Source organism: Burkholderia reimsis (assembly GCF_003294055.1).
Lineage (GTDB): Bacteria > Pseudomonadota > Gammaproteobacteria > Burkholderiales > Burkholderiaceae > Burkholderia > Burkholderia cepacia.
Genome location: NZ_QMFZ01000024.1, coordinates 125,839 through 142,179, shown reverse-complemented (window position 1 = coordinate 142,179; position 16,341 = coordinate 125,839). Strand labels below are relative to the sequence as shown.

General features: G+C 68.3%; 12 protein-coding genes. 3 read left to right on the top strand and 9 right to left on the bottom strand.

Features of this window, described 5'->3' with window-relative positions; all coding sequences use genetic code 11:
* Positions 1-201: 201 nt before the first annotated feature.
* Positions 202-1,065, top strand: a complete 864-nt coding sequence (locus tag DPV79_RS25765; protein WP_021161677.1) for a crotonase/enoyl-CoA hydratase family protein — start codon at positions 202-204, stop codon at positions 1,063-1,065.
* A gap of 45 nt (positions 1,066-1,110) precedes the next feature.
* On the opposite strand, the gene pdeR is transcribed toward DPV79_RS25765, so the two are convergent.
* From pdeR to DPV79_RS25745, 4 genes are all read right to left on the bottom strand, one after another.
* Positions 1,111-3,114: a cyclic di-GMP phosphodiesterase gene (gene pdeR / locus DPV79_RS25760; protein WP_059488994.1), complete on the bottom strand. Its 2,004-nt coding sequence runs from the start codon at positions 3,112-3,114 to the stop codon at positions 1,111-1,113.
* Positions 3,115-3,688: 574 nt separating this feature from the next.
* Positions 3,689-7,333 (bottom strand): hydantoinase B/oxoprolinase family protein, encoded by a 3,645-nt coding sequence (locus DPV79_RS25755; protein ID WP_113046790.1) that lies wholly within the window; start codon positions 7,331-7,333, stop codon positions 3,689-3,691.
* 121 nt (positions 7,334-7,454) lie between these two features.
* Positions 7,455-8,753 (bottom strand): MFS transporter, encoded by a 1,299-nt coding sequence (locus DPV79_RS25750; protein WP_021161674.1) that lies wholly within the window; start codon positions 8,751-8,753, stop codon positions 7,455-7,457.
* Positions 8,754-8,855: 102 nt separating this feature from the next.
* A complete protein-coding gene (locus DPV79_RS25745; protein ID WP_059488992.1) occupies positions 8,856-9,629 on the bottom strand; it encodes a putative hydro-lyase in 774 nt (257 codons plus the stop codon).
* 205 nt (positions 9,630-9,834) lie between these two features.
* Between DPV79_RS25745 and DPV79_RS25735 the strand changes: the two genes are divergently transcribed.
* Both DPV79_RS25735 and DPV79_RS25730 read left to right on the top strand, forming a co-directional pair.
* On the top strand, positions 9,835-10,767 hold the full coding sequence (locus DPV79_RS25735; protein ID WP_048024376.1) for a LysR family transcriptional regulator: 933 nt from the start codon (positions 9,835-9,837) through the stop codon (positions 10,765-10,767).
* A gap of 107 nt (positions 10,768-10,874) precedes the next feature.
* A complete protein-coding gene (locus DPV79_RS25730) occupies positions 10,875-11,081 on the top strand; it encodes a hypothetical protein (RefSeq protein WP_244321810.1) in 207 nt (68 codons plus the stop codon).
* Between the two features lie 88 nt (positions 11,082-11,169).
* On the opposite strand, the gene DPV79_RS25725 is transcribed toward DPV79_RS25730, so the two are convergent.
* From DPV79_RS25725 to DPV79_RS25705, 5 genes are all read right to left on the bottom strand, one after another.
* On the bottom strand, positions 11,170-12,870 hold the full coding sequence (locus DPV79_RS25725; protein ID WP_113046781.1) for a hypothetical protein: 1,701 nt from the start codon (positions 12,868-12,870) through the stop codon (positions 11,170-11,172).
* Positions 12,871-13,068: 198 nt separating this feature from the next.
* A complete protein-coding gene (locus DPV79_RS25720; RefSeq protein WP_048021721.1) occupies positions 13,069-13,395 on the bottom strand; it encodes an antibiotic biosynthesis monooxygenase family protein in 327 nt (108 codons plus the stop codon).
* A gap of 65 nt (positions 13,396-13,460) precedes the next feature.
* Entirely contained in the window at positions 13,461-14,447 is a 987-nt protein-coding gene (locus tag DPV79_RS25715) for a YkgJ family cysteine cluster protein (protein ID WP_113046780.1), read from the bottom strand.
* Positions 14,441-15,286, bottom strand: coding sequence for a MetQ/NlpA family lipoprotein (locus DPV79_RS25710; RefSeq protein ID WP_113046779.1), 846 nt, complete (start codon positions 15,284-15,286; stop codon positions 14,441-14,443). Before DPV79_RS25710 ends, DPV79_RS25715 begins: the two co-directional genes overlap by 7 nt.
* Positions 15,283-16,332 carry a formylglycine-generating enzyme family protein gene (locus DPV79_RS25705; protein ID WP_113046778.1) on the bottom strand — a complete coding sequence of 350 codons (1,050 nt, stop codon included), beginning with the start codon at positions 16,330-16,332 and terminating at the stop codon, positions 15,283-15,285. Before DPV79_RS25705 ends, DPV79_RS25710 begins: the two co-directional genes overlap by 4 nt.
* Positions 16,333-16,341 lie beyond the last annotated feature (9 nt).

Below are 16,341 nucleotides of genomic sequence, written 5' to 3'. Positions count from 1 at the left end.
AGTACGTATGGCCCGCGTGATACGGGATCTGCCCCGGCGCGACCGGCAACTGCGCCCCGTTCGTGCGTTGTTCCCCGCAATTCGACTTTTGTGCGCGCGCAACAATGGCGATGCCTCGCGCCCGGCGCCCTGCGGGAACCCGTCTCCCGCTCGGCACCGGGCGCGACGGTCTTCAAAAACCACATCTCTCGAGGACATACCATGCAACTCCAATCCCATCCCGCGTGCCGCCCGTTTTACGAAGCCGGCGAACTCACGCAACTGACTGCCTTTTACGAAGAAGGACGTAATGTCATGTGGATGATGCTGCGATCGGAGCCGCGGCCGTGCTTCAACCAGCAACTCGTTACCGACATCATCCATCTCGCACGCGTCGCACGCGACTCGGGCCTGCCGTTCGACTTCTGGGTGACGGGCTCGCTCGTCCCCGAGCTGTTCAACGTCGGCGGCGACCTGAGCTTCTTCGTCGATGCGATCCGCAGCGGCAAGCGCGACCTGCTGATGGCCTACGCGCGCTCGTGCATCGACGGCGTGTACGAGATCTACACGGGCTTCGGCACCGGGGCGATCTCGATCGCGATGGTCGAGGGCAGCGCGCTCGGCGGCGGCTTCGAGGCCGCGCTCGCGCATCACTACGTGCTCGCGCAGAAGGGCGTGAAGCTCGGGTTCCCCGAGATCGCGTTCAACCTGTTCCCGGGCATGGGCGGCTATTCGCTCGTCGCGCGTAAGGCCGATCGGGGCCTCGCGGAGCAACTGATCGCGACCGGCGAAGCGCACGCATCCGAGTGGTATGAGGATCGCGGCCTGATCGACCAGACGTTCGACGCGGGTGACGCGTATCTCGCGACGCGTACCTTCATCGACGTGACGAAGCCGAAGCTGAACGGCGTGCGCGCGATGCTGCGCGCGCGTGAGCGGGTGTTCCAGCTGTCGCGCTCCGAGCTGATGGACATCACGGAAGCATGGGTGCATGCGGCGTTCACGATCGAGCCGAAGGATCTCGCGTACATGGAACGCCTCGTGATGCTGCAGAACCGGCGCGTGTCGAAGCTGCGCACGGTGTAGTGCGACGGGCGCCGCCTGCGGGCGGCGCCCTTTCATGAACGGCGCTCAGGCGATCAGCCTGAGCTTTCTCGTCTCCGCGAGCCACGCCTCGAACGCCTGTGCCGGCATCGGGCGCGCGTAGTAGTAGCCCTGCGCGTGATCGACGTCGAGCTGCTTGAGGAACTCGGCTTCCGCATGCGTTTCGACACCTTCGGCGATCACCGCGAAATTCAGCGCCTTCGCGAGCGACACGACCGAGCGCACCAGCGCCTGCGAGCGCGGATTGCGGTCGATGGCCGTGATGAAGGTGCGGTCGAGCTTGATCGCGTCGAGCGGCAGGCGCGACAACTGCGACAGCGACGAATAACCGGTGCCGAAATCGTCGAGATGGATCTCCGCGCCGAGCTGGCGGAACTGGCGCATCAGCCCGTTGGCCGCCTCCTCGTCCTCGATGAAGCAGCTCTCGGTCAGCTCGATGTCGAGCAGGCCGGGCTTCAGGCCCGCGGCGTCGAGGATCGACGCCATCTGGTGCACGATGTTCATGTCCTGCAACTGCCGCGCGGACACGTTCACCGCGATCCGGATACCGAGCCCCTTCGCCTTCCACGCGGCGGCCTGCGCGGCCGCGGTGCGCATCACCCAGCGCCCGAGCGGCGCGATCAGGCCCGACTCCTCGGCGAAGCGGATGAATTCGATCGGCGCGACGAGCCCGCGATCGGGCGACTGCCAGCGGATCAGCGCCTCGACGCCATGCACGTCGCCGGTCGCGATATCGACGACCGGCTGGTAGTGCAGCACGAACTGCTCTTCTTCGAGCGCCTTGCGCAGGTTCGTGTCGAGCCACATGTACTTCGCGACCTTCTGGTTCATCTCCAGCGAGAACACGCGGTACGTATGCTTGCCCTCTTCCTTCGCGACGTACATCGCGGTATCCGCGCTGCGGATCAGCGTCTCGAGCGAGTCGCCGTGCTGCGGATGCATCGCGATGCCGATCGAGCAGCTCGTGTAGACCTCCATCAGCCCGAGATGGATCGGCGTGCGCAGCCGCTCGAGGATGATCTGCGCGGTCGCTTCGAGCAGCGGCCGCGTGCCGTGCTCGAACAGCACGAGGAATTCGTCGCCGCCGAGCCGCGCGAGCGTCGCGCCGGACGGCAGGCAGCCGCTGATGATCGCCGACACGTCCTGCAGCAGCCGGTCGCCGGTGATGTGCCCGTAGTGATCGTTGACGCGCTTGAAGTTGTCGAGATCGAGGAACAGGATGCCGACCTGCCCGCGCGTCGCGGCGGTTTCGGCGGCGATCGCCGCGTGGATGCGCTCGCTGATCGCATGGCGGTTCGGCAGCCCGGTGAGCACGTCGGTGTTCGCGAGTTCGGTGAGCCGCTGCTGCGCGCTGCGCTCCTCGGTGATGTCGATGCCCGAGCAGATCAGGAACTGCTCGTCGACCCCGCTGCCGCTCTGGACGAACTTGTTGCGGAACTGGAACAGGCGCGGCCCGTTGACCGTATTGATGTAGCGCTCGACCGCGAACGAGTGGTTGCTCGCGAAAAAGCCGGTGATGTTGCTGCGCGACTGCGCGCCCTGCTCCGGGCTCATGAACAGCTCGAACGCGCTGCGGCCGATCACGTCGACCTCGCGCTTGCCCGTCACTTCCTCGCACAGGCGGTTGAAGCGCTGCACCATCCCGTTGCGGTCGAGGATCACGACGAGCGAGTTCACCTCCGACACGACCTGCTCGGCGAACGCGAGCCCGTGCGCGAGATCGACCGCGACGGACTCGGCATCGGAATAGGCGGAGGCCGTGCCGGCCCAGTTGGTCGTGTCGACCTTCCGGCCGACGAGGTGGAGCCTGACCGGTTCGCCGAACAGCGCGATGTCGAGCACGAGGTGCGACGTGACGCCGGTCAGCGCGCGGATGCTCGCGGCCTGTTCGGCCGTCAGCGCGACGGCGACGTTGGTCAGGCCGCGGACGGCCGCCAGTTCGAGTGCATTGCTGTCGCTGCCGAGACGCCAGCAGGGGCTGCGCGTACCGACGTGCGCCTCGAGCACCGCGCTATCGTTTTCGTCATCCATGGAGACGCCCCGATCCAGAAAAAACGCACAGTGTAGACGGAGGCGAGTCGGCCGGCCGCCCTTCCGGGCCGCGCAGCGCGCTCCCGGAAAGGCAACCGTGGTTGCCGTGATGATGGGCCTCGTCCCGTACTTGTTTCCAGCTAATGCGACCCGGCGTTCGCGCGTGATGCGCGCAGGTTGTGCCTAACGAATGATGAGAGCCATCTTATCAAATGACGATCGAGAATGGCACTCACATTTAGAGCAGAGTGTCAAGGAATTGGGACTCGATTGGCAAGCCGGATTTTTCATGATTGGCAGCCCGCCTGAACGCGGGTGCGGCGGTGTGGAACGCGCGTGGCACGACAGGCTGAACGCCCGCCAGGCGGGCGTTTGCGGCCGATTCCGGAGTACGGGGACAGCGATGCGGCGGGATCGTGGCGACAGGGTCGGATCGCGTTCCCGCGACCCGGTTTTCCGTATTTTTTGATTCCGTTCGGGCATTAATGCACGGCTTTATTCCACAGTCCGTTGCAATGTTTTCCGCGCGCCGGCGCGGGGCGCCGGCGCCGGTCGCCCACGCCGGTCGCCCGGCTCAACCCGCCGCGCCGTATCCGCCGCCGCCCGGGGTTTCGACGACGAACACGTCGCCCGGCGCCATCTGCGCACGGCCGATATGCTCGAGCGCCTCGACCGTGCCGTCCGCGCGCTCGATCGTGTTGCGGCCGAGCGCGCCGGCCTCGCCGCCCGCCGCGCCGAACGGCGCGTGGATCCGGTTGTTCGACAGGATCGACGCGGTCATCGGCTCGAGGAAGCGGATCCGCCGCACCGCGCCGTCGCCGCCGCGCCAGCGGCCGCCGCCGCCCGACCCGGCGCGGATCCGGTGCGAATCGAGCCGCACCGGGTAGCGCCATTCCAGCACCTCCGGATCGGTGAGCCGCGAGTTCGTCATGTGCGTCTGCACCGCGCCGACGCCCGCGAAGCCGTCGCCGGCACCGCTGCCGCCCGCAATCGTCTCGTAGTACTGGTAGCGATCGTTGCCGAATGTGAAGTTATTCATCGTTCCCTGGCTCGACGCAACGCAGCCGAGCGCGCCGTACAGCGCGTTGGTGATGGCCGACGACGTCTCGACGTTGCCCGACACGACCGCCGCCGGATACTCGGGATTCAGCATCGAGCGGGCCGGCACGATCACCGTGAGCGGCTTCAGGCAGCCGGCATTCAGCGGGATGTCGTCGCCGACCAGCGTCCGGAACACGTACAGCACGGCGGCCATGCACACGGCCTTCGGCGCGTTGAAGTTGTTGTCGAGCTGCGCGGACGTGCCCGTGAAGTCGATTTCCGCGCGCCGCGCGGCCCGGTCGACGCGGATCGCGACGCGAATCTCCGCGCCGTTGTCGAGCGGGTAGCGGTACGCGCCGTCCTGCAGCGCGCCGATCACGCGCCGCACCGCTTCTTCCGCGTTGTCCTGTACGTGCCCCATGAACGCGAGCACGACGTCGCGGCCGAACTGCGCGACCATCCGGCGCAGCTCGTCGACGCCCTTCTGGTTCGCGGCGACCTGCGCGCGCAGGTCGGCCATGTTCTGCTCGACGTTGCGCGCCGGGTAGCGGCCCGACGCGAGCAGCGCGCGGGTTTCCGCATCGCGCAGCGTGCCGGCCGACACGAGCTGCCAGTTGTCGATCAGCACGCCTTCCTCGTCGATATGCGTCGAATCGGGCGGCATCGAGCCCGGTGTCGTGCCGCCGATGTCCGCGTGGTGGCCGCGCGAGCCGACGTAGAACAGCGGCGCGTCCGAACCGTCCGCGAACACCGGCGTGATGACGGTCACGTCCGGCAGGTGCGTGCCGCCGTGATACGGATCGTTCAGCATGAACACGTCGCCGTCGCGCATGCGGCCGCGGTTGCGCTCGATCACCGTGCGGATGCTCTCGCCCATCGAGCCCAGGTGCACCGGCATGTGCGGCGCGTTCGCGATCAGGTTGCCGTCGCCGTCGAAGATCGCGCACGAGAAGTCGAGCCGCTCCTTGATGTTCACCGAGTACGCGGTGTTCTGCAGCCGCAGCCCCATCTGCTCGGCGATCGACATGAACAGGTTGTTGAAGATCTCGAGCCGCACCGGGTCGGCGTCGGTGCCGAGCGAGCGGCGCGTCGGCAGCGGCGTCGTGCGTGTCAGCACGAGGTTGCCCTGCGCGGTCATCTGCGCGCGCCAGCCGGGCTCGACGACGGTCGTGCCGTTCTGTTCCGCGACGATCGCCGGGCCGTCGATCGCGTCGCCGTCCAGCAGCGTGTCGCGCACGTAGAGCGCCGCATCGTGCCATCGGCCGCCGGAATAAAAGCGCACCGCGGAATGCGCGCGCAGTGCGTCAGCGCCGCCGTCGCCGCGCGGCGCGAGCGGGGCGATCTCCACCGGCGCGTCGGAGCGGCCGATCGCCTCGACCGACGCGAGTTCGGCCACCAGCGGCGTGCCGGGCATCAGGAACGCGTAGCGCTGCCGGTACGCGGCCTCGAATGCCTGCTGCATCGCGGCGACGCTGCCGGCCGGCACGTCGAGCGTCGAATCGGTGCCCTGGTAGCGCAGGTGCACGCGGCGCTCGATCGCGATCCGCGCCTGCGGCACGCCCTGTTCGAGCAACGCGCCGACGGCCTCGTCGGCCAGCCGGTCGAGCGCCACGTTCAGCGCCGGCAGCGACGCGTCGGACAACACCGCCTCGACCGCACGCTCGCGCATCGCGGTCTGGTCGGCGAGGCCCATCCCGTATGCGGACAGCACGCCCGCGAGCGGGTGCGCGAACACCTGCGTCATCCCGAGTGCGTCGGCCACGCCGCACGCATGCTGGCCGCCCGCGCCGCCGAACGTCGTCAGCACGTAGCGTGACACGTCGTGGCCGCGCTGCACCGAGATCTTCTTGATCGCGTTCGCCATGCTGCCGATCGCGATTTCCAGGAAACCTTCGGCGAGCGCCTCGGGCGTCTCGCGCCGCCCGGTCGCCGCGTGGATCTCGTCGGCGAGCGCGGCGAACTTCGCGACCACGCCGTCGCGGTCGAGCGGTTCGTCCGCATGCGGGCCGAACACGCGCGGGAAATGATCGGGCTGGATCTTGCCGAGCATCACGTTGCAGTCGGTCACCGTCAGCGGGCCGCCGCGCCGGTACGCGGCCGGCCCCGGGTTCGCGCCGGCCGACTCGGGCCCGACGCGCAGCCGCGCGCCGTCGAAGCCGAGCACCGAGCCGCCGCCGGCGGCCACCGTATGGATGCTCATCATCGGCGCGCGCATCCGCACGCCCGCCACCTGCGTCTCGAACACGCGCTCGAACTCGCCGTGGTAATGCGACACGTCCGTCGACGTGCCGCCCATGTCGAAGCCGATCACGCGCTCAAAGCCGGCCGCCTGCGCGGCGCGCACCATCCCGACGATGCCGCCGGCCGGGCCCGACAGGATCGCGTCCTTGCCCTGGAACGCGTCGGCACGCGTGAGGCCGCCGCTGCTCTGCATGAACTGCAGGTTCACGCCCGGCATCTCGTGCGCCACCTGCTCGACATAACGACGCAGGATCGGCGACAGGTACGCGTCGACGACGGTCGTGTCGCCGCGCGACACCATCTTCATCAGCGGCGACACCTCGTGCGACACCGATACCTGCGTGAAGCCGATCCGGCGCGCCAGCGCGGCCAGCGCGCGCTCGTGCGCGGTGTAGCGATAGCCGTGGATCAGCACGATCGCGAGCGCGCGCACGCCCGAGTCGTACACGCGGCGCAGCGACGCTTCGGCCTGCTCCGCGTCGAGCGGCACGACGACGTCGCCGTGCGCGCCGACGCGCTCGTCGATCTCGACGACGGTTTCGTACAGCGCGTCGGGCAGCACGATGTCGAGATCGAACAGGCGCGGCCGGTTCTGGTACGCGATGCGCAGCACGTCGCGAAAGCCGCGCGTCGTCGCGAGCGCGGTGCGTTCGCCCTTGCGTTCGAGCAGCGCGTTGGTCGCGACCGTCGTGCCCATCTTCACCATGTCGACGCGCTCGGGCGTGATCGGCTCGCCGGCCGCGAGGCCCAGCAGGTGGCGAATCCCGGCCACGGCCGCGTCGCGATACTGCTCGGGGTTCTCCGACAGCAGCTTGTGCGTGACGAGCGTGCCGTCGGGCCGGCGCGCGACGATGTCGGTGAACGTGCCGCCGCGGTCGATCCAGAATTGCCAGCGCGCGGCGTCGGAAGAAACTGGGGTGTTGTGTCGGTCAGTCATGATGTCGGGTCGATGCGTCGTGAAATCGAGGGACGAGCGCCGCCGCACGGCGCGCGCGGCGCGCCATGTCACAGGGGCGATGAAAGGGGGAGGACAACGCGGGGCGGACCGCCCCGCCGGTTCAGGCGGCGTCGAGTTCGCGGCCGCGTGTCTCGGGCAGCGTCAGCGCGGCGACGATCACCACGCCGTATGCGGCGACCGCGAAGATGCCGATGCTCATGCCGAGCCCGTATTGCTTGGACAGCGCGCCGATCAGGAACGGGAACAGCGCACCGATCGCGCGGCCCACGTTGTAGCAGAAGCCCTGGCCGGAGCCGCGCACGCGGGTCGGGAACAGTTCGGTGAGGAATGCGCCCATCCCCGAGAAGATGCCCGATGCGAAGAAGCCGAGCGGGAAACCGAGCCACAGCATCGACGCGTTGGTCAGGTTCAGCGACGTGTACGCGAACGCGATCACCATCGAGCCGAGCGCGAACAGGATGAAGTTCGGCTTGCGGCCGAGGCGGTCGGTCAGGTACGCGCTCGTCAGGTAGCCGACCCACGAGCCGAAGATGATCATCGCCAGATAACCGCCGGTGCCCATCACCGTGAGGTGGCGCTCGGTCTTCAGGAAGGTCGGCAGCCACGTCGTGATCGCGTAGTAGCCGCCCTGCGCGCCGGTCGTCAGCAGCGCCGCGCGCAGCGTCGTCGTGATCAGCTTCGGCGCGAAGATCTCGGTGAGGCGCGGCGCGTCGGCCACTTTCGCCTGCGCGGCCTTCTCCTTCTCGTAGACGTCCGGCTCCTTCACGTAGCGGCGGATCGCGACGACCAGCAGTGCCGGTGCGAGCCCGACGAGGAACAACGCGCGCCACGCCTGCTCGGCGGGCAGCACCGAGAACAGCAGCGCATACAGCAGCGCGCACAGCCCCCAGCCGATCGCCCAGCCCGACTGCACGAGGCCGACCGCCTTGCCGCGGTCGCGCGCGCGGATCACTTCGCCGATCAGCACGGCGCCGGCCGTCCATTCGCCGCCGAAGCCGAAGCCCATCAGCGCGCGCGCGGCGAGCAGCTGATGGTAGTTCTGCGCGAGCCCGCACAACGCGGTGAACACGGCGAACCACAGCACCGTGAGCTGCAGTGTGCGCACGCGACCGATCCGGTCGGACAGGATGCCGGCGATCCAGCCGCCGGCCGCCGACGCGAGCAGCGTGACCGTGCCGATGAAGCCCGCATCCGCGAACGAGATGCCCCAGGTCGCGACGAGGGTCGGGATCACGAACGACAGCATCTGCGTGTCCATCCCGTCGAGCATGTAGCCGACCTTGCAGCTCCAGAACGCGCGGCGCTCGCGCGGCTGCGCGTCGCCGTACCACGAGAACAGGCCGTTGCGCTCCGGGCTCGCGGGCTCCGCGGCGCTCGCCGCGAGGGTCTTGCTTTCCATGGTGATGCTCCTGTCGTGATGCGCCGTCAAACGGCGGTCGTGCGTGCGGTATGTGGTGCGGTATGTCGTGCGGTATGGGGTGCGGGCCGTCGTCGCCCCGGATCAGAATACGGCCAGCGACGCGTTCGTGATGTCGGTCATCAGCATGTGGCCGGGCGTGTGCGCGATCGCGATCGGCAGCTTCGCGTCCATCAGCGCGGTTTGCGGCGTCACGCCGCACGCCCAGAACACCGGCAGCTCGCCGTCGCGGATCGTCACCGCGTCGCCGAATTCGGGCGCGTTCAGGTCGGCGATGCCCAGTTCGCGCGGATCGCCGAGATGGATCGGTGCGCCGTGCACGCCCGGAAACCGGCTCGTGACCTGCACCGCGCGGATCGCGTCGGCGCCGCGCATCGGCCGCATCGACACGACGAGCTGGCCACCGAAGATCCCCGCCCGGCGATTCGGGATCGACGTGCGGTACATCGGCACGTTGCGCCCCTCCTCGACGTGGCGCAGGCCGATCCCTTCGCGGGCCAGCATGTCCTCGAACGAGAACGAGCAGCCGATCGCGAACACGACGAAATCGTCGCGCCACAGCGCTTCCAGCGATTCGACGCGCTCGGTCAGGCGGCCGTCGCGGTAGACGTTGTAGCTCGGCACGTCGGTGCGGATGTCGAGATCGTCGCCGAGCGCGTCGACCCGGAACGCGCCCGGTTCGCCGACGCCCAGCAGCGGGCAGGCTTTCGGGTTCGCCTGGCAGAAGCGCAGGAAATCGTGCGCGTACGCATCGGGCAGGATCGCGAGGTTCGCTTGCGCGTACGGGCCGCAATGGCCCGCGGTCGGGCCGCGGAATGCGCCGCGGCGCACGGACTGGCGGAATTCGGAAGGCGTCATGAGGTTCTGTCGCTTATCGGTGTGTCGTCGGGATGACGGTGCCGTGTCATCGGATACGGCGAAGAATAGAAAAGAAAAAATTTTGTCGCCAACGAGTTTTTTTGCGCTTCGTGTATAGAATTTCTTAACAGATCTTCGGGTTTTCCCCGGCTCCGTTCACTTTTCCTCACCGGCAAAGTGCGCATCCACGCTCCGTCCGACCGCCATGAACACGCGTTTTCTCGAAACCTTCGTCACGCTCGCGAAGCTGCGCAACTTCCGCACGACGGCCGCCGCGCTGCATGCGACGCCGGCCGCGATCTCGCAGCGCCTGAAGGCGCTCGAGGACGAATTGCAGACGGTACTCGTCGACCGCGACAGCCGCGAGTTCCGGCTCACGCCGAACGGCGAATACCTGCTCGGCTACGCGAAAGCCGTGGTCGAGGCGACGCAGGAACTGCTGGCCGCCGCGTCCGGCGAAAGTGCGCTGCGCGGGAAGCTGCGGCTCGGCGTGATCGAGACCGTCGTGCACAGCTGGCTGCCGCACTACATGCGGCGGCTGGCGGCCGACTATCCGCAGCTGGAAATCGACCTGACCGTCGACGTCAGCGTCGTGCTGCAGCGCCGGCTGATGGCCGGCGAGCTCGACCTGATCATCCGCGTGGAAGGCAGCGACGAAGCGTCGGTCGTGTGCGACGCGCTCGCGAACTATCCGGTGCGCTGGATCGCGCGGGCGGGGCTGCTGCCGAATACGCGCTCGGGCCTCGCGCGGCAGGTGCTGCGCCAGCCGATTCTCACGTATGGGCGCGGTACGGCGCCCCACCGCGCGCTCGAGGATATCGTCCGTACCCTTGCGCATGCGCACGGCGTGCCGCTGTCGGACACGCGCATCACCGGGTCGCCTTCCATCTCCGTGATCGTTCAGCTCGTGCGCGACGGCTTCGGCGTCGCGGCGATTCCGGTGCTGTTCGTCGATGCGCTGATCGAGAGCGGCGAAGTCGTCGAACTGCCGCTGCAGCCGTCACCGCCGTCGATCGTCGTGTCGATGTCGCGGCGGGCGGATGCGCCGAGGTTCGTGCACGGCGCGTCGATTGCGGCGCGGGTCGCGTGTCATGAGTATTGCGAGAAGAGCAAGCGCCTGCTGGTCGAAGCGCTTTGATGCGGCTCGGGCCGGCGGGTGGCGGGGCCCGGCACCCGGCGCGCATTCGACATCGCCGCGATCGTGATCGAAACCAGCGATCAGTGGCCGTCCGTATCGGACGTCTGGTGGATCCTGTTCGATACGAACAGGCGGTTCGCGTGCGGGTTCCCGAAGGCGCGAAAGCGGCGATCGACCGGCTGCTCGACCTGCCTGGCGTCGATCACCGCAAGGTCATCGACGCGCAGACGTCGGCCCGGAACGCGACGTTCCCGATCCGGGAGCGCGCGGCACCGGCGAAGCCGAAAGACGGCGAAGCGCACCACATCGACTGAACCCGCGCCACGACAAAGTTGCAGGGCGCGGCCACGAAAACACATGACCGCGCCCCTTTCATCCGACATCAGCCGGGTGTCACCCGCCTCAGTGCGACCGCCCCGTCTCCGTACCCGGCGCGAACTCGATACCCCGCAACACTTCCGCAAACTTCGCAGTCCGCAGCACGGCGAACTGCTCGTGTGCGGCCGTCGTCGCGCTCGTGTTCTTCAGCACGTCACGCACGGCAACCAGCCGGTTCGGATCGGCTCCGACGTCGCCGTTGCCGCTGACCGTCGACGTCACCGCCCAGATCGTCACCGTACCGTCGCGTTCGACGCGGCCCGTCAGGTTGCGCAGGCCGGCCGTCGCCGGTGCCCACGGCAGGCCCGTCGCCGGATTGTTGCCCGCCGGGTAGCCGGCGACCGAATACGGCTGACCGAGGTTCAACCCGTTCCGCAGCGTGTAGGCGAGCTTCCACTGCTTCGCGCCCGCGTCATAGACCCACTTCTGCAGGCCCGCCGTCGTCTGCGCGGCCGCATGCGCGTACAGGTCCGCGCCGCCCGTGTAGCCGTCGCCTTCATCCGCGACATAGAGCGTGTTCGCATCGGCAAACCAGATCCCGAACGGGTAAGCAAGCGTCGTCGCGGTCTTGTTCGGCGTGGCCGGGAAACCGGCCAGCACGCACATGTTGTTCGGCAGGCCGGCCGTCTGCAGCGTGGCCGCGTTGTACGCGAGCGGCGCCGTCGGCAGCACGGCCTTCGGCGACGGTACGCCGACGCCCGACGGACATGCGGTGCCGGTCGTATCGACGAAGTACACGGTGTTCACGCCGTTACCGCCGCTGCCCTTCGTGTAGTACACGACGTTGTCGTGCACCGCGATGCCGCGGAAGTTGTCGTCCTTGCCGATCTTGTCGGCCTTCGCGCCGAGTTCCGTGACCGAGAAGCTCGCGAGCGGCGTCGGCACGCCCGGATCCTGCTGCGCTTCGTGATGCTTCGCGCCGTCGATGAACTGCGCGCCCGCGCCGAGGATCACGTTGGCCGGCTGCGGGTTCGAGCCGTTGCCGGCGTTGCCCGACGTGTAGTAAACCTCGCGGCCGTCGCGATTGTTCAGGATCGCCGCGCGGCCGTTGTTGCCGCTGTACGCATTCGTCTCGGTGAAGCGGAAGTGCCCGTGGCGATCGACGCGCGCGATCGCGCGATAGAAGTTCTGACCGTCCGGGTTCGTCGTATCGACGGCAAGCGGCGTGTTCGAGTTCGACACGTCGATCGCGTTGACGGGTGCGACGTAACCCATGAACGTCAGATAGCTGCCGTCGAGGGACAGGTGCAGCCCGAGTTCCGACTTCGAGCTGAAGCTCGTCACCATCTGGTCGTGCGCGAAGCCTTTCCGCAGGCTGTTCGGCACTTCGAGCGTGCTGACGACGCCGCCGGCCGGCGTGATCTGGTCGAGGAAGATGCGCGACGTGATGCCGAAGCTGCCGTCGTAGCGGTCGTTGTTCCACACGTACGGATAGGTGCCGTCGTTCGGCGCGCCGCCAGCCGTGCCGCAACCGCCGGTGGTCTTCGCGCAGTTCGGCGGCAGGATCGCGCCGGGCTGGACGTTGCCCGACACGTTGTCGTACACGCTGCGGCTAAGCACCAGGAAGCCCGGCACGAAACCCGGCGCAAAACGGCTGTCGCCGTCGTTGTCTTGCGGGGCGGCCTGCGCGCCGATGCTCGCGGCAATCAGCGTCAGTGCGACGACAGGAACGGTACGATCGCGCAGCGCGCGGCGGCGCTTCGCTGACAAGGCGAAATTCGGCATGGACAAGGCTCCGTACGACATCGAGTGAGGACGTTGTGGGTGGACAGACTGACGACGTGAAGCCCCGCCACCTTAGCCATGCTTGATGAAGAATTGATTGCACGCGATGCCGCGGCAACCCGCGCGCAAACGCGGGCTTCCGGATACGGTGCTCTTGTTATTCATCCGTAATGCGAAAGAAATGAATCAGACAGAAATTCACGCGGATAACCCTGCGTGCGGCTGCATCAGCTTGCCGTCGCCGTACTCGCGCAGCACCTTCGAAATCACGACGCGATAGCCGTCCAGCCAGCGCGCCTGCTTCGCCTTTGCCTCGCGATGCGCCGGATGCTGCATCAACTGCTGCAGCGCCGCCTCCGACTCCCAGTAATAGACGTTCTGGATCAGCCCCGATTCGGCGTTTTCCCACGTCTCCTCGCCGAGATAGCCGGGTGTCGCGCGCGCCATGTCGGCGATCTGCCGGTCGAGCCGATGGAATTCGTCGTCGTATTGCCCGGCGCGAAAAATGAAGGTCGACGCGTACATGCCAGCTCCATCGAAAGCGATTGAAAGAGCGGCGATTGTAAGGCACGCGCGGCGTGGCGCGATCGTCACGCGGCCAGCGGATCGGCACCGGCCCGGCCGGCGAGCCACGCGTCGATGCGCGGCGCGTCTTCACGCAGGCCGGCCGCGGGCGCCGGCATCGCGGCCAGCGCGTGCCGTGCACGTTCGAGCGCCTCCCCGAAGCCGCGCAACTCGCGCGTCGCCGGGCGATCGCCGGCATGGCGGCGTGCGAGTGCCGCGTCGATGTTCGCGGCGATCAATGCACGCTGAGCGTCGATGAAGTCGATGCACAGCGTGCGGCAATGCGCGGATACCGACGCAACGGCGAACAGGACGGGCACGATCGACACGGTCAGGTACCCGCCGGGCGCGAGCCGCGACAGCGCGCGATGTCCCTCCTGCCCGCCGCCGGTCAACGATGCGAACACCGCATCGCGCCACACCGCGCGCTCGACCACGAGCGCATCGCGATACGCATCGAGCGCCGCGCGGTCTGCGACCTGTCCGGCCGTCACCAGCGGAATCGGGAACGAAGCCGCGACGGGAGATTGCGTGCTCGTCGTTTCGACAATGCAGTCCGCGCCAAGCCACGCCGCATCGTCGCGCCGCGCGGCCAGCACTCGGGACTGCAACCGGTCGGGCAGCATCGGATCGAGCGGCACCGCGCCGCAGATCGACGGCTTGTCCGCATGCACGCTGCAGCGGCCGTCGTCGGCCAGTGCCGCGCAACGGCCGAGCGACGGATAGTCATAGCCCTGCAGCGTCAGCGCGATCCATTCGCTCCCCGCGCCGCCGGTGCGATGAAACAACTGCCCGGCCAGCGCATCAAAAGCCGCGACATCGTCGGCATCGAACGCGTGCTCGCGGCCGCCCGCACGCCAGCGCTCGCCGATCCGCCGCTTCGGCACGCGACCGATCGTCAGCGCACCGACGAAGCGATGCCGATGCCGGAACAGTTCGCGCAACGACAGCGTCGGCGGGCTGTTGCAGCAGCGTCCGCATGCGTTGCACGCGAGCAGGTAGGTGTCTACCACGGCCGTCGCACCGAATCCTGGTAGCGCGTGAGAATGAAGCGCGCGACGTCGTCCGAGTGATAGGCGGCGACGAGCTGCGTGACCCACGGCTTCGCGCGATCGGCATCGCGCACCGTCAGCACGTTCGCATACGGCGAGCGCGCGTCCTCGAGGCTGATGCTGTCGCGCGCGGGTTGCAGCCCGGCACGCGCGGCATCGTCGCTGTCGATCGCGACGAACGCGGCCTTGTCGAGCGCCGCGTAAAGGCGTTCGCGGCGCAGCGCGACGAGTTTCAGCCCGAGCCGGTTGCCGGTCACGTCGCGCAGCGTCGCATGCAGGCCGGCCTGCTCGCGCAGCGTCACCAGCGTGTCGTTCTGCAGCAGCACGAGCGCACGCGCCATCCCGCGCGGATCGGCGGGAATCGCGACCGTCGCACCGGGTTGCAGTTCGTTCAGGTTCTTGAGCTTGCGCGAATAAAGCGCCATCGGCAGCGTGACGGTCGGCGCGATCCCGGTCAGGGCGTAGCGTTTCTGCGCGCGCGTCGCGGCAAGCTGTTGCGCATCCTCGAAGCTGGCCGCGTCGATCCGGCCATCGGCCAGCGCCGCGTCGATGCGCGACGCATCATCGAATTCGACGACGTCGATGCCGAATCCTCGTGACGCGGCGACCCGCTTCACTTCGTCGAGGATCTGCGCGTGCACGCCGCGCGTCACGCCGACGCGGACGGCCGCAGCAGTCGCAGCAGTCGCTGCAGTCGGTGCAGTCGGTGCAGTCGATTCGGCGGCGATGGCCAAAACCGGATGAACGCCCCCGCACGCAACCATCAGCCACGCGCCCAGGTAGTGCACGACGCGCTTCATGACGCATCCCTCAGAATCGTGCGAAACCCGATATGCGACGCGCCGAGATCAGCTTCCTGCTGTTCACGCGACGACGCGCGATAGCGCACGCAGTAATCGCGCGAGCACAGGAACGAGCCGCCCTTGATGACCATCGGCGTATCGTGCCGACGCGTCGGCGGCGCGACGGCCGCCGTGTCGCCGTTGGTATGCGACTGGTGCGGACCCGTATAGGCGTCCTTCGTCCACTCCCACGCATTGCCGATCATGTCGTAGAGCCGGAACCCGTTCGCCGCGTAGCAGCCGACGGGCGCGAGCCCCGCATGGCCGTCCTCGGCCGTGTCGAGCACCGGGAACGCGCCCTGCCAGTAGTTCGCGGCCGGCTTGCCCTGCGCGTCGCGCGGCGCCGCGTCGAGCGACGCGTCGTCGCGGCCGGCCTTGCCCGCGTATTCCCATTCGGCCTCGGTCGGCAGGTCGCGGCCGAGCCAGCGCGCATACGCGAGCGCATCGCGCTGCGTGACGAGCGTAACGGGCAGGTTGCCGATCCCGTCGACGCCGCTGCCCGGCCCGAGCGGATGGCGCCACGACGCGCCCTTCACCCACGACCACCACGCGAGGTCACGCGCGTTCATCTCGTCGCGCGTCGGCACATGGAACACGGCCGCCCCGCCCTGCTGCTCGGCCTCGGTAACGTAGCCGGTAGCTTGCACGAACGCGGCGAACTGCGCGATCGTCACGTCGGTCTGGTCGATCCAGAAGCCGCCGACGCGCGTGCTGCCGTCGCCCACCGGACGCTCGTCCGCGTAGCCGCGCGTGCTGCCGAACACGAACGCGCCGCCGCGCAGATGTACCATCCCGGCCTTCGGGTCGTCGCGCCACTTTGCCGGCAGCCCCGAGTAACGCTCGCATTGCCGCTCCGAGCCGAGCGGCGCGAGCGCGCGGCCGCGATTCGCGTCGTCGAATGCGTCGCCCCCCGGCGCGACGGGATTCGCATAACCGGCCGCGAACGCGGCGGCAAACAACGTGGCGGCCAGCGCCGCGCCGATCGTCCAGAACCGGAACCGCATCGTGTCGCC

Coding starts and splice junctions, on each gene's coding strand:
- DPV79_RS25720 (WP_048021721.1), bottom strand. CDS start 13,395: ATGTACGCGTCGACCTTCATTTTTCGCGCCGGGCAATACGACGACGAA.
- DPV79_RS25750 (WP_021161674.1), bottom strand. CDS start 8,753: ATGGAAAGCAAGACCCTCGCGGCGAGCGCCGCGGAGCCCGCGAGCCCG.
- pdeR (WP_059488994.1), bottom strand. CDS start 3,114: ATGGATGACGAAAACGATAGCGCGGTGCTCGAGGCGCACGTCGGTACG.
- DPV79_RS25755 (WP_113046790.1), bottom strand. CDS start 7,333: ATGACTGACCGACACAACACCCCAGTTTCTTCCGACGCCGCGCGCTGG.
- DPV79_RS25705 (WP_113046778.1), bottom strand. CDS start 16,332: ATGCGGTTCCGGTTCTGGACGATCGGCGCGGCGCTGGCCGCCACGTTG.
- DPV79_RS25765 (WP_021161677.1), top strand. CDS start 202: ATGCAACTCCAATCCCATCCCGCGTGCCGCCCGTTTTACGAAGCCGGC.
- DPV79_RS25725 (WP_113046781.1), bottom strand. CDS start 12,870: ATGCCGAATTTCGCCTTGTCAGCGAAGCGCCGCCGCGCGCTGCGCGAT.
- DPV79_RS25735 (WP_048024376.1), top strand. CDS start 9,835: ATGAACACGCGTTTTCTCGAAACCTTCGTCACGCTCGCGAAGCTGCGC.
- DPV79_RS25745 (WP_059488992.1), bottom strand. CDS start 9,629: ATGACGCCTTCCGAATTCCGCCAGTCCGTGCGCCGCGGCGCATTCCGC.
- DPV79_RS25710 (WP_113046779.1), bottom strand. CDS start 15,286: ATGAAGCGCGTCGTGCACTACCTGGGCGCGTGGCTGATGGTTGCGTGC.